The organism is Bowdeniella massiliensis (assembly GCF_023634005.1).
Taxonomy (GTDB): Bacteria; Actinomycetota; Actinomycetes; order Actinomycetales; family Actinomycetaceae; genus Bowdeniella; species Bowdeniella massiliensis.
The window spans coordinates 95,643-108,439 of record NZ_JALIQR010000006.1; the positions used below are offsets into that span (position 1 = coordinate 95,643).

Annotated in this window: 14 protein-coding genes; 10 read left to right on the top strand and 4 right to left on the bottom strand. The window is 69.4% G+C overall.

The annotated features are described in order from the left end of the window. The first annotated feature begins 48 nt into the window (after positions 1-48). The 10 genes from MUN85_RS05540 to MUN85_RS05585 are packed head-to-tail and all read left to right on the top strand — an operon-like array spanning position 49 to position 10,404. Complete coding sequence (locus MUN85_RS05540) at positions 49-288, top strand: heavy-metal-associated domain-containing protein (RefSeq protein ID WP_250505766.1); 240 nt, start codon at positions 49-51, stop codon at positions 286-288. Beyond that, positions 288-2,486, top strand: a complete 2,199-nt coding sequence (locus MUN85_RS05545; protein WP_348647950.1) for a heavy metal translocating P-type ATPase — start codon at positions 288-290, stop codon at positions 2,484-2,486. The genes MUN85_RS05540 and MUN85_RS05545 overlap by 1 nt, the downstream gene beginning before the upstream one ends. A 9-nt stretch (positions 2,487-2,495) precedes the next feature. Further along, a complete protein-coding gene (locus tag MUN85_RS05550) occupies positions 2,496-4,997 on the top strand; it encodes a lysylphosphatidylglycerol synthase transmembrane domain-containing protein (RefSeq protein WP_250505768.1) in 2,502 nt (833 codons plus the stop codon). Continuing rightward, positions 4,987-6,339 (top strand): DUF2079 domain-containing protein, encoded by a 1,353-nt coding sequence (locus tag MUN85_RS05555; protein ID WP_250505769.1) that lies wholly within the window; start codon positions 4,987-4,989, stop codon positions 6,337-6,339. The genes MUN85_RS05550 and MUN85_RS05555 overlap by 11 nt, the downstream gene beginning before the upstream one ends. Further along, positions 6,329-6,643: a fluoride efflux transporter FluC gene (locus MUN85_RS05560; protein WP_250505770.1), complete on the top strand. Its 315-nt coding sequence runs from the start codon at positions 6,329-6,331 to the stop codon at positions 6,641-6,643. Before MUN85_RS05555 ends, MUN85_RS05560 begins: the two co-directional genes overlap by 11 nt. After that, positions 6,628-6,948: a fluoride efflux transporter FluC gene (locus MUN85_RS05565; RefSeq protein WP_250505771.1), complete on the top strand. Its 321-nt coding sequence runs from the start codon at positions 6,628-6,630 to the stop codon at positions 6,946-6,948. Before MUN85_RS05560 ends, MUN85_RS05565 begins: the two co-directional genes overlap by 16 nt. A 47-nt stretch (positions 6,949-6,995) precedes the next feature. Continuing rightward, positions 6,996-8,165 (top strand): HNH endonuclease signature motif containing protein, encoded by a 1,170-nt coding sequence (locus tag MUN85_RS05570; protein WP_250505772.1) that lies wholly within the window; start codon positions 6,996-6,998, stop codon positions 8,163-8,165. A 35-nt stretch (positions 8,166-8,200) separates the two neighbouring features. Beyond that, a complete protein-coding gene (locus MUN85_RS05575) occupies positions 8,201-8,728 on the top strand; it encodes a copper resistance CopC family protein (protein ID WP_250505773.1) in 528 nt (175 codons plus the stop codon). A gap of 1 nt (position 8,729) precedes the next feature. Further along, positions 8,730-9,248: a copper chaperone PCu(A)C gene (locus tag MUN85_RS05580; RefSeq protein WP_250505774.1), complete on the top strand. Its 519-nt coding sequence runs from the start codon at positions 8,730-8,732 to the stop codon at positions 9,246-9,248. Beyond that, the gene (locus MUN85_RS05585) at positions 9,238-10,404 is read left to right on the top strand and encodes a Dyp-type peroxidase (protein ID WP_250505775.1); all 1,167 of its coding nucleotides are present in this window, start codon (positions 9,238-9,240) and stop codon (positions 10,402-10,404) included. The genes MUN85_RS05580 and MUN85_RS05585 overlap by 11 nt, the downstream gene beginning before the upstream one ends. Here the strand turns inward: MUN85_RS05585 and MUN85_RS05590 are convergent. The 4 genes from MUN85_RS05590 to MUN85_RS05605 are packed head-to-tail and all read right to left on the bottom strand — an operon-like array spanning position 10,375 to position 12,762. After that, complete coding sequence (locus MUN85_RS05590) at positions 10,375-11,004, bottom strand: hypothetical protein (protein ID WP_092562456.1); 630 nt, start codon at positions 11,002-11,004, stop codon at positions 10,375-10,377. The two genes, MUN85_RS05585 and MUN85_RS05590, sit on opposite strands and share 30 nt — an antisense overlap. Then, positions 11,001-11,432 (bottom strand): DUF6474 family protein, encoded by a 432-nt coding sequence (locus MUN85_RS05595; protein ID WP_250505776.1) that lies wholly within the window; start codon positions 11,430-11,432, stop codon positions 11,001-11,003. Before MUN85_RS05595 ends, MUN85_RS05590 begins: the two co-directional genes overlap by 4 nt. After that, positions 11,429-11,986, bottom strand: a complete 558-nt coding sequence (locus MUN85_RS05600; RefSeq protein WP_250505777.1) for a TIGR03085 family metal-binding protein — start codon at positions 11,984-11,986, stop codon at positions 11,429-11,431. The genes MUN85_RS05595 and MUN85_RS05600 overlap by 4 nt, the downstream gene beginning before the upstream one ends. Further along, positions 11,983-12,762: an SDR family oxidoreductase gene (locus MUN85_RS05605; protein WP_250505778.1), complete on the bottom strand. Its 780-nt coding sequence runs from the start codon at positions 12,760-12,762 to the stop codon at positions 11,983-11,985. The genes MUN85_RS05600 and MUN85_RS05605 overlap by 4 nt, the downstream gene beginning before the upstream one ends. Between the last annotated feature and the right edge of the window lie 35 nt (positions 12,763-12,797).

Sequence of the window (12,797 nt, forward strand, 5' to 3'; positions counted from 1 at the left end):
GGCAATTTTCTATACTTTTGCTAACCATTCCCGTCGCAAGGAGCAGACATGTTTGATCGCACCATCGTCCTCAAAATCGATGGCATGACCTGCGGGAACTGCGCCCAGCACGTCACCGATGAGCTGGAGGCGCTCGAGCACGTCGATAACGTCGTCGTCACCCTGGACGCCAAGGGCACCTCCACCGTGACGGCCTATGTGTCTGCTCCGGTCGAGGACGACGCCCTGCGCGAGGCCATCGACGAAGCCGGCGATTACACCCTGCTCGCTATCGAACGGGACTTCTAATGCCGGCGGGGGATCCCGCCCGGAGTGCCACCGCGAGAGATGTTGACCTCGCGGTCACTGGCATGACCTGCGCGTCCTGCGTGGCGCGCGTGGAAAAGAAGCTCAACAAGCTCGACGGCGTCTCGGCGAGCGTCAACCTCGCCACCGAAACCGCGCACGTATCGGTCACCTCCGATATCAGCGACACGGACCTCATCGCGCGCGTGGCGGCGGCGGGCTACGGCGCCTCGGTGAAGTCCGCCGACGACTACGACACCTCGGATCCGTCCGAGGCACGCGCCGCCGATCTGCGCCGACGCTTCTTCGTCGCCCTCGCGCTATCGATCCCCGTGATGGCGCTGTCGATGGTGCCGGCTTGGCAGTTCACGGGCTGGCAGTGGGTCGTCGCAGCCCTGACGCTACCCGTCGTGACCTGGGCGGCCTGGCCCTTCCACTCCGCGGCCGCGCGGGCCGCGCGCCACCTCACCTCGACGATGGACACGCTCGTCTCCCTCGGCGTCAGCGCGGCCACCCTGTGGTCCCTGTGGGCGCTGCTGTTCGGTGGCGCCGGCCACCTCGGCATGCGCATGCACATGAGCCTCCTACCGCGCCACTCCACGATGGCCGAGCTCTACTTCGAATCCGCCGCCATGGTCACGACGTTCCTGCTGGCCGGACGCTGGGCCGAATCCCGCTCGCGCTATCGGGCGGGCTCCGCGCTGCGCGAGCTGCTCAATCTCGGCGCGAAGGACGCGGCGCGGCTTATCGACGGCCGCGAGGAGCGCGTGCCCGTGGACCAACTCGCCGTCGGGGACACGCTGCTCGTACGCCCGGGCGAAAAGATTCCGGCCGACGGCATCGTGCTCGACGGCCAGTGCGCCGTCGATGAGGCCATGGTCACGGGCGAGAGCGAACCCGTGGACGTCGGCCCGGGCGATCACGTCACCGCGGGCACGATTGCAACCTCCGGCGCGCTCACGATCCGCGCCGAGAAAGTCGGCGCCGACACCCTCATCGCGCACATCGGTGCCATGGTCGCCGACGCCCAGGCGCGCAAGGCCCCCATCCAGCGCCTGGCCGACCGCATCTCCGCCGTCTTCGTCCCAATCGTCATCCTGCTCGCCATCGCAACCTTCCTCGGCTGGTGGTTCATCGGCGGCGAGCTCACTCCCGCCTTCACCGCCGCCGTCGCCGTCCTCGTCATCGCCTGCCCGTGCGCGCTGGGCCTTGCCACCCCGACGGCGTTGCTCGTGGGCACCGGCCGCGCGGCTCACCTCGGCATCGTCATCAAGGGTCCGGAAATCCTCGAATCGACGCGCGTCGTTGACACCCTCGTGTGGGACAAAACCGGCACGCTTACCGAGGACACCATGCAGGTGCGGCACGTGGCAGGCTCGGATCGAGTGCTCCAGCTCGCGGCGGCCGCGGAAGCCTCCTCCGAGCATCCGATCGCGCGTGCGATCGTCGCCGCCGCGTCGCACCCCCTGCCGGCTGCGACGAACTTCGAGACCTCCGCGGGCCTCGGCGTGCGCGCCACCGTCGAAGGCGAGCGCATCAGCGTCGGCAAGGCCGACTTCCTCGCGCTCGAGCTGCCCGAATTCACGTTGCCCGACGAGCTCGCGGGCGCGACGACGGTGTGGGTCGCCGCCGGCGATCGCGTCATCGGCGCCATCGCCGTGGCCGCACCGCTGCGCCCCAGCGCCGCACGCGCCGTCGCCGAACTGCGCGAGCTTGGCATCACCTCGGTCCTGCTGACGGGCGATGCCGCCGAACCCGCGGGCGCCGTCGCGCGCCAGGTCGGGATCGAGACCGTGCACGCGGGCGTGCTGCCCGCCGATAAGCGCGACGTCGTCGCCGCCCTGCAATCCGGCGGCAAGGTGACGGCCATGGTGGGCGACGGCGTGAACGACGCGGCCGCGCTCGCCCAGGCCGATCTCGGCATGGCGATGGGCTCCGGCACCGACGTCGCGATCGAAGCCGCCGACATCACCCTCATGCGCTCCGACCCGCTCGCCGCCCCGCTCGCCATCCGGATCGCCCGCGCCACGCTGCGCATCATTAAGCAAAACCTGTTCTGGGCGTTCTTCTACAACGTCGCCGCGATCCCGCTGGCGATGGCGGGCCTGCTCAACCCCATGATCGCGGGCGCCGCGATGGCGTGCTCCTCGGTCATGGTCGTGCTGAACTCGCTGCGCCTGCGCCGCGCCCACTCGTCGTAGACTCACTCCATGAGCATGAACGCCGAAACGCCCCGGCATCCCGTCACGCTCATCGATTCTCCCGAGCGCATCGTGCGCCGCCCGCAAGATGGCCTGGGGGCGCTGCTCGCGGCCTTCGGTATTGCGCTCGTGCTGCTGCTCGCGATCTACGCCCACGGCACGACGTCCGGCGTGACGGAAGACGTTGCCTCGGCCGTCGCGAAAACCGCGCGCCAGGTGCTGCTCGTGCCCGTCAATGTGCTCGAAGGCCTCGTCGCCTCCCTCGTGCCGATCGCCGTCATGGTCTCGACGATTGCGCGGCGGCGGTGGCGCGCCACCGCAATGATGGCGGGCGCCGCGATCGGCGCCGCGGCCCTCACCCAGCTCGCCGTCTATACGCTGCAGGCCACCGCCCCCAACGCGATCGCGACGGCGCTATCGCTGCCGGGCTCGCGCATCGTGCTGTCCACCTACATCGCCACGCTCGCCGCGCTGCTGACCACCGCGAGCGCCGGCACCTCCTCGCGTACCGTGCGCATCTCCTGGTACGCGCTCTCGCTCGTGCTCTTCCTCGCTGTCATCCAGGGCGATCAGACGCTGCCTGGCGTCCTCATCACGCTGCTGCTGGGCCGCGCCGTCGCGCTCGTGATCTGCTACTTCGCGGGCGTGCGCTCCGGGCGCGCCTGGGGGGCGAGCCTCATCGCGGGGCTGCGCCGCGCCGGGCTCGATGCCCACCTCGTCGTGCGCGTCGACGACGTTGATAACCTCGCGGCCTGGACCGTGACGTCCACGGCGCCCGTCGGCCACGTCGAAGGGATCTCCAGCGAGGAGGTGGTCGTACCCGATCCGCTCGCCGATATCGACGCCCTGCGCGAGCGCGTGGGCGGCACGCGCCTGGCGACCTCCCACCGCATCTTCGCCGTGTGGACCGATGACGGCCGCTTCGATGCCGTCGTGCTCGACGCCGAGCAGCAGGTCCTCGGCGTCCTATCGAACATGTGGGACGCGATCCGCAACCGCGGCCTGGAGCGCCGCTGGGCCCCGAGCGTGAAGGAAACCGCCGAGCGCGCGCTGCTCATGAACCACGAGGCGCGCGCCGCCGGGGTGCGCACCGTCGCCGCCCGCTCCGTCTCCCAGGCCGAATCCTCCATCATCGTCACCTACGAGCCGCTGCCGCCCGCGCGCGAGCTCGCCGAAATGTCCGAGATTAGCGACGACACACTCACGGACCTGTGGCGCCAACTCGCCGCCGCCCACCGCGCAGGCCTCGCCCACCACAACATCACCGAGCGCGCCACGCTCGTCGATGAGCAGGGCCGCGCCTGGCTGCTGAATTGGGAGGACGGCGAGATCGCGGCCTCCGAGCTCGTGCGCCGCATCGACCTCGCCCAGCTGCTGACGATCACCGCGCTCCGCGTCGGCCCCGAACGCGCCCTGGCCATCGCGCGCGGCGTCCTTGGCGACGCCACCGTCGCGAGCATCACGCCGCTGCTGCAAAAGGCCGCCCTGCCCGCGCCCACGCGCAGCGAGCTACGCCACCACCGCGAGCTGCTGGCCGAACTGCGCGATGCCCTCATCGGCGACGCCGCGGACGTCGCCCCGATTCGCCTCGAGCGCGTCTCCTTTCGCACCCTCGCGATGGTCATCATCGGCCTCGTCGCCGTCATCGTCGTCATGGGTTCGCTGCAAATCTCCGACGTCATCGCCGCCGTGCAGGGCGCGAACCCGTGGTGGATGGTCGCCTCCTTCAGCTGCGGCCTGCTCACCTACCTCGGTTCGGCGATCGGACTCGTGGCCTTCACGCCCGAAAAGATCGGGCTGTGGCGCGCGACCCTCGTGCAGGTCGCGGCCTCGATCGTCTCTCTCGTCGCCCCCGCCGGCATCGGCCCCGCCGCGATGGATATGCGCTTTTTAACCAAGGCGCGCGTCCCGGCCGCGCTCGCCGGCGCCACCGTCGCCCTCACCCAGGTTTCGCGCTTCGTCATCACCGTCGCCCTGCTCGTCATCGTCGCGCTCGGTTCGGGCTCCGCGGGCACGATCTCGCTGCCCCAGCTGCCCACCGTCCTCACGGTCCTCGGTATCCTCGCGGCCGCGGCCACCGCGTTCGCCTTCCCGCAGGTGCGCACCTTCGTCTGGGCAAAGATCGGCCCGACGATGAAGCAGATTTGGCCGCGCGTACTGTGGGCCGTCGGCAACCCTAAGCGCCTGGCGATCGCGATCGCGGGCAACGTCATCATGACGATCGGCTACGTCGCCGCCTTCGGATTCGCGCTCCTCGCCTTCGGCTACACGCTCTCGCCCATCACGCTTGCCATCACCTTCCTCGTATCCAACTCTGCGGGCTCCGTCGTGCCCTCCCCCGGCGGCGTCGGCCCCGTCGAAGTTGCCCTGACCTCCGGCCTCGCGCTCGCGGGCATTCCGTATGCGACGGCCCTGTCGACGACGGTGATCTACCGCCTCCTCACGTTCTGGGGCCGGGTGCCGCTCGGCTGGGCGGCGCTGCGCTACCTCGAAAAGACCGATGCAATCTAGGTACCTGTCGGGCCTTGCTGTTGCCCTCGCGACCTTCGCCCTGGCCACCGCGATCTCCCTCAGCCAGTGGCGCACGCTCGCGGCCCCGAGCTGGGACCTCGGCATCTTCACGCAGCTCGCCGACGCCTACGCCCACTTGCGCGAGCCCATCGTCCCGATCAAAGGCGACGGCTATAACCTGCTGGGCGATCACTTCCACCCGATCCTTGTCCTGCTCGCGCCGTTTTACCGCCTCGCGCCTTCCGGCCTGACGCTGCTTATCGTCCAAAATGCGCTGTTCGCCCTCGCCGCGGGGGCCTTCGCCACGCGCCTGGCCCGCCTCATCCCGCTGTGGGCCGCCACCTGCCTCGGCGCGATCCTGGGCCTCGGCTGGGCGACGCAAACCGCCGTCGCCGCCCAGTTCCACGAGATCGCGTTCGCCGTGCCGCTGCTCGCCTTCGCGCTGACGGCCTACCTCGCCGACCGGCCTGTCGCGGCGGCTGCCTGGATGGCCCCGCTCGTGTTCGTCAAGGAGGACCTCGGCCTGACCGTCGCGGCCCTCGGCGTCATCATGCTGGTGCGCAGCTTCCGCAGCCCGGGCGCGATGCGTCGTGCGGGCATCTTCCTCATCGGCTGGGGCGCGGTCTGGTTCCTGCTCACCATCACCGTTCTCCTGCCGGCGCTCAACCCCCACGGCCAATACGACTACACCGGCCGCCTCGACGAAACCGGCTCCATCCTCGCGCCCGCCACCAAATGGCTGCTGCTCGCCTTCCTCATCCTCACCGCGGGCATCATCGGCGCCGCCTCGCCGCTGATACTCCTTATCCTGCCGACGCTCGCCTGGCGGTTCGCGGGCAATGTCGAGTTTTACTGGTGGATCGGCTGGCACTACGACGTCATCCTCATGCCGATCCTGCTCGCCGCGCTCGTCGACGCCGCCCGCCGCCTCGGCCCGCGCTATCGCGACGTCCGCACCGATGCTCCCGTGACGACGCAGCTGCTCGCCGCCGGCATTGCCCTATCGATCAGCTCGACGGTGATCGTCGGCGCCACCTTGCCGATCTTCGCCAACCGCACCGTCGAGCCCGCGCGGCTGACCACCGCCCAGCAGATCGAGGAACTCGTCTCCGGCGACGTCGTATCCGACCTCACCCTCATGGCGCGCCTCGTGCCGCACGCGCGCGTCTACTGGGTGGCCGAACGCGACATCTCGCCGAATTTCGTCGTCATCGATCAGCGTTCCTCGGAGTTTTCACGCTCCATCGCCGACGTCGCCGCCTGGGCCGAGCAGACCTACGGCGGCAGCTATCGCGTCGTGCTGTCCGACAACGGCTTCCAGGTCGCCGAACGTGCGCACTAACTACGCTCTCGTGGGCGCCGGCGCGGCCCTTGGCGCCCTCGCCCGCTACGCGATGGGTTCGACGCTCACCGCGAACATCGTCGGCTGTTTCCTCCTCGGCCTCGTTCTCGCCGCATGCGGCGACGGCAAGCTGCGAACCTTCCTCGCCGCGGGAGTGTGCGGGGGCCTGACGACGTATTCGACCTTCGTGCTGGAAGTCCTCACCGCCGCGAGTCCCGCCGCGGCCATCAGCTACGTCGCCATCACCCTGACAACGGGCCTGCTCGCAGGGGCCGCTGGATACGCGCTATGGCCATCCTCCTAGCGTTGGCCGCCGCCGCGGGCGGGATCTGCCGCGTCGCCCTCGACGCCCGCCTCCCGCACGGCATCATGGTCGTCAATGCCGCCGGCTCCTTCCTCCTCGGCCTGCTGTACGCCTTCCCGCCCGAGGTCTTCCTCGTCCTCGGCGTGGGCTTTTGCGGCGCATTCACGACCTTTTCCACGACGACGATGGACGCCATCGCCCTGCTGCGCGATCGCCGCTATCTCGCGGCCGCCGCCCTGACCTTCGGCACCCTTGCGCTGTGCCTGGCCGCCTGCGCCGCCGGCCTAGTTATCCACACCCCCTAGCGCGCCGTGGCGGCCTCGCGTTCACTAGGACGTGAAAGGAGGTCCCCATGGCAGAGCTCACGCAGGCCGACGCGCCACTCACGCAGGCCGACGCTGACCTCCTCGCATCCCTGGCCGCCCGCGCCACGCGCCACGGCCTGGACGTCCCCTCGCGCGAGGCCGGCATCTCGCTGCTAGAAACACTCGAGGCCGCGGCCAACCACCTCGACGTCGCCCGCACGCGCCTCATCGCCCGCATCGACGAAGTCCGCGGCGCCAGCCAGAAGGGCCGCACCACCTCCGCCATTGTCTCCGAGGTCCGCAAGCTGCCCACCCCCGCCGCCGACGCCGTCGTCCTCGCGGCCCGCCGCCAAGCCGCCTACCCGGCGATCCTGACCGCCCGCGCCGAGGGCCGCATCTCGCGCCCCAACACCCAGCACCTGTTCAGCGTCGTCGGCCAGCTGAGGCCCTTCCTCACCCCCGAGCAATTCGACGCCGCCGAATCCGCCCTCATCGCCGACGCCGAAGTCGCGATGCCCGGCCCCTTCAAGCGCCGCTGCCGCACCTTCCTCGACGAGATCGACCTCAGCGGTGGCCGCACCCGCGCCGAGCAGGACAAGCTAGCCCGCGAAGTCTCCGCAGCCAAGCGCTTCCTCGCCTTCTACGGCGATAGCGTGCGCGGCTACGACATCCGTGGCCACATCACCGGCGACCAGCACCGCATCCTCATCCGCGCCATCAACGCCGAATCCAACCGCATCCTGCGCGCCCGCCGCGCCCGCGGCCAGCGCGTCCCCGGCGAGGCGACCCGCGCCATCGACGCCCTCGTCGCCCTCGCAGCGCGCCCCGCATCGCCCATCGCCGCATCGCCCACCAAGGAGCGCACCGAGGATCCGCGCGCCCGCACCGCGGGCCCCATCCTGCGCGCCAAGCTCATCGAGCGCGACCGCGGCTGCGTCGTCCCCTGGTGCGACGCCCCGCCGGAATTCGCCGACGGCCACCACATCCTCGCCTTCCACGACGGCGGCCCCACCACGCTCGAGAACATGTGCCTGCTGTGCACCCGCCACCACCCGGAGTTCGAAAACCCGCCGGGCTCCACCTCCGGCTGGACGATCCGCATCGAGGGCGGCATCCCCGTCGCCATCCCACCGATCCACGTCGATCCGCGCCAACGCCCGCGCATCCACGATCGCTTCCGCTCCCCCATACGGGGACCCGCACCGCCTGCCGCCTAGCGATACAGTGGACTCATTCCCGACGAAAGAGTCCTATGTTCCGCCGCGCATCCAGCCTCCTCATCGCCTTGGCGATCATCGCGCTTGCCGCGCCGATCGCTCATGCCCACGACGTCCTCGTCGACTCCAACCCGAAGGACGGCGCCCACCTCGAGGCCGCCCCGGCCGCCATCACCCTGGAGTTCAACAACGATCTCCTCGACCTCGGCTCCGGCGCCGCCGCCCTCGTCCTCACCAACGACGACGGCACCGAGATTGCGAACGGACCGCTCAGCCTCGACGGGCGCGAAGCAAGCTTTCAGCTGCCCGCGCTCGACGCCGGCAGCTATCGAGCTGCCTGGTCCGTCGTCTCCTCCGACGGCCACCGCATCCAGGGCGCCCTCGACTTCGCCGTTGGGGAATCAACACCAACTGATGGACAGAAACCAACACCGCAAGAAACCACCCAAGAGCAGAGCGATTTTCCCGATACTTTCGGGTTTCCCAGAGCGGTACTTCCTATTTTTGCTATCGGAATTATCGCTAGCATGGTGCTCGTCATCATCAAATTGAAGAGGAAATAACATGCGCTCCGCTCGACTGATTCTCGCTCCCGCCGCCGCCCTCGCCCTCCTGCTGTCCGGATGCAATTCGACGACGCCCGCGTCCGAGACCACCACCCAGGCCGCCACCCAGGCCGCGATCACGTTCGAGGAGATGTGGGTGAAGGCCACCGACGAGAAAATGACGGCGGCCTTCGGCTTCCTGCACAACACGACGGATAAGGACATTCACGTCACGGGCGTCTCCTCCGACGTCGCCGGCAAGTCCGAGCTGCACGAAACCGTCGATAAGGACGGCAAAATGATGATGCAGGAAATGAAGGACGGCTTCGTCATCAAGGCGGGCGACAAGAAGGAGCTCAAGCCTGGCGGCGACCACCTCATGCTCATGATGCTCAAGGAGCCGATCGCTCCCGGGCAGGACGTCACGGTGAAAATTACGACGGAGGGCGGCGAGGAATTCTCCTTCACGGCGCCGGCGCGCACGTTCGCGGGCGCTCAGGAGGAATACGGCGTTCACGGCGAGGACGATGACCACTAGTCGTCGCGAAGTACTCCTCGGGGCAGGCGGCGCCGCACTCGGCGCCGCCGCGATGTGGGGCCTTGGCACGCTCGAAGCGATCGCGCCGGAGGACGTCGGGCGCGCACGGATCAGCTGCCACGGCGCCCATCAAGCAGGCATCGCCACCCCGCCGCAGGGCTTCCTCGCCCTCACCGCCTTCGACCTCACCGAGGGCACGGACGTGGAGGGTGCCCGCCGCCTGCTGCGCCTGTGGACGGAAGACATCGAGCGCCTCACCGCCGGCGAGCCAACGATCACCGACACGGAACCCGAACTCGCCCAGCTGCCCGCATCGCTCACCATCACCGTGGGCTTTGGCCCTGGCTTTTACGACAAACTCGGCCTGCGCCGCCCCTCCTGGCTAAAACAGCTCCCGCCCTATCCCATCGACCAGCTCGATGAGGCTTTCGTGGGCGGCGATATCGCGCTGCAGGTCTGCTCAAACGACCCGATCACGACGGCGCACGCCGCGCGCGTCATGGCAAAGGAAGCCACCGTCTACGCCACGCCGCGCTGGAGCCAATACGGCTCGCGCAACGCGCCCGGCGTCACGACCGCAACGATGCGCAATCACTTCGGGCAGCTCGACGGCACGCGCAACCCCGATCCCGCGGAGGAGCCCAACCTCATCTTCCGCGAGGACGGCACCTCGTCCATGGTCGTGCGCCGCATCCACATGAACCTCGATACGTGGGACGAGCTCGATCTGCCCGCGCGCGATATCGTCCTCGGGCGACGCCAGTCCACGGGCGCGCCGCTCACCGGCGAGAAGGAATTCGACGAGCCGGATATGGCGGCGAAGAACTCGATCGGCTTCCCCGTGATTGATGTCGCCGCCCACATTCGCCGCGCCCGCACCGACGACGGCTCCCAGCGCATCCTGCGTCGGCCCTATAACTACGTCGACCTGCCGCGCGCGGGCCAAATCTCCAACGTCGGCCTCGTCTTCATCGCGTTTCAGGCCGATCTGGAGCATCAGTATCTGCCGCTGCAGGCGCAGCTCGCCGAGCTCGATCTGCTCAATCAGTGGACGACGCCGATCGGCTCGGCCGTCTTCGCCATTCCTCGTGGCTTCCGCCCCGGCGAGATCCTCGGTGAGGCCGAGCTAGCAGTCGCCGCGCAGTCGGATCGATAGGCTCGTCGGGCCCGTCGCGAACGCCGAGAGGTCCACCGTCAGGACGTCAAACCCGCGCGAGCGCAGCAGCTCGGCCGTCGCGGGCGCCGACGCGGCAAGCATCACCCGATTGCCGCCCAGCAGTACGACGCTCGCGCCGCTCGGCTCCGGCACCTGCAGGTAGGGCTCATCCAGCTCCAGCCCATGACCGATGAGCGTCCCGTCGGGCAGCGCCGTGAGGACCTCCTTGAGATGGCTCGCAACCGGCACGGTCGTCACCCGCACGCCATAGCCCGCGAGCTGGCCCGCGAGCTCCGCAGCGCCCGCCGCATTCGTATCCGCCCCCAGGCCCACCCAGACGCGGCCCCCGAACTTCAGCACGTCCCCGCCGTGCAGCCGCGCACCCGCGGACAGCCGCACCACCCGCATCGCGCGCGGCGCCACGAACTCGCAGTCGTGATCAATCAGCAGCGTCTCGGCGTAGGCTACGGCGTGGCGCTCCACGCTCGGATTGCCCCGGCCGATCTCGATCGTCTCCCAGCCGGACTCCTTGAGCGCGTCGACGTAGGTCTCCCACTGCTCGAGTCCGTAGCGCGGACGGCGGACGAGGGCATGCATCATCGGGCGTCGTCGATGCTTTCATCGATGAAGCGCTCGACGATGAGCGCGGCCTGCTGATCCAGCGCGTCCGCGATGCGGCGCTGGGACTTGCGGCGCTGTTTGGGCGTCATGACGGGCAGCATCCGCACCGAGGCTTCGATGCCGTCCAGGCGCCGCGAGAAGTCCTTCGCGGTGGCGGCCTCGCCGTGCGAATCGCTGGAGGCGATGAGGTAGCGCACCTGCTCGCGCAGCGCGGCGATGCGAGCATGCAACGTTTCCTCGCTGGACCCCTTGGTGCTCGCGACGCGACCCACGGCACGCTGGACCTGATTGAGCATGTCCGGGTGCGACTCCAGGTAGCGCATCAGCTGCGGCCCATAGTCGCGCACGACCTTCGCGACGGCCGGGCCCGCCGTCGCCGCTAACGTGATGAGTTTTTTCTTGTTCATGGCAGGGGACGCAATTCCTCGTCGACGACGGCACTACGGCCGAGGGTAAAGAGCACAATCTCGCTGATGGGCCCGCGCACGTGGCGGGCGATCTCGCCGCGGCCGCCGCGCAGCTTGTACGTGACGGCGGTATCCGTGGCGGTGACGTAGGTGGGCAGATCGGCGCTCGCGGCCAGCGTCATCGGGCCGAGGCGCCGCGCGAGCTCATCGCGATCGGCCTGGCTGAGCGCGCGCGGCCCATCACCGCGGGGGCGGCGCACATCCTCGTGGTGGACGAAGAACTCGATCGTATTCATCGCCGCATCGGCGCGCTGCAGCAGCGCGGGCGGCCCGGCAGCGATCCGCGCAAGCAGCTCCGGGTAGCTGAGCTCGGCTCGCACGCGCGCCATCTCGGACTCGAAGCCGCTGATCAGCGCGCGCGGCCGGTTCTCCCGCACGAACAGGTGCGCGGCCAGGTCGCCCGTCGTCCAGCCCTCGCACAGCGTCGGCGCATCAGCGCCCACCTGCGCGAGCAGTGCCACGAGGGCTTGGCGTTCCCGCTGGGCGAGACTCATAGCGACTGCACCGCCCCGCCGTCCACGCGCAGCGCCGTCCCCGTGATGTAGGCGGCCGGGCCCGAACACAGGAAGGCGCCCGCGGCGCCGAACTCGCTCGGATCGCCATAGCGGCCCGCGGGGATCGTCGAGATGACATCGGCGCGCACCTGCTCGGCGTCGCGGCCAAGCCGCTCAGCGCTCGCGGCATCGAGGGACTTCACACGCTCGGTATCGATGCGCCCGGGCAGCAGGAGGTTCACGGTCACGCCGTCGGGCGCGACCTCGGCGGCCAGCGTCTTGAGGTAACCCGCGAGCGCCCCGCGCCCGAGGTTTGACAGCGCCAGATCCGGCAGCGGCGCCTGAATGCCCGACGAGCCCACGGCAAGGATGCGGCCCCAGCGTCGCTCCCGCATGCCCGGCAGCAGGCGGCGGATGAGCTCGACGTGCGGGCGCAGCAGGGAATCGATCGCGGCGCTCACGCCATCGTCGTCGACGGCATAGGCGGGCGCGGGCGGCGGCCCACCACCGTTCAGGACGAGAATATCGATATCGCCGACGGCGGCGCGGGCGCGTTTGACGAGCTCCTCGATCGCCCCTGGCTCAGTCAAATCCGCGGCAATTCCGACGGCATCACCGCCGCGTTCGCGAATCTCTGCGACGACCTCCTCCACGTTGTGCCGCCCATTAATGACGACGCGCACGCCCTCATCGGCGAGCGCCGTCGCGATGGCGCGCCCCAATCCCGAGGTGGAGGCGGCAACCAGCGCGCTGCGAGAACTAATGCCGAGATCCATGTCGACTCCTTTGTGATCGCGTACCTTCACTGTAG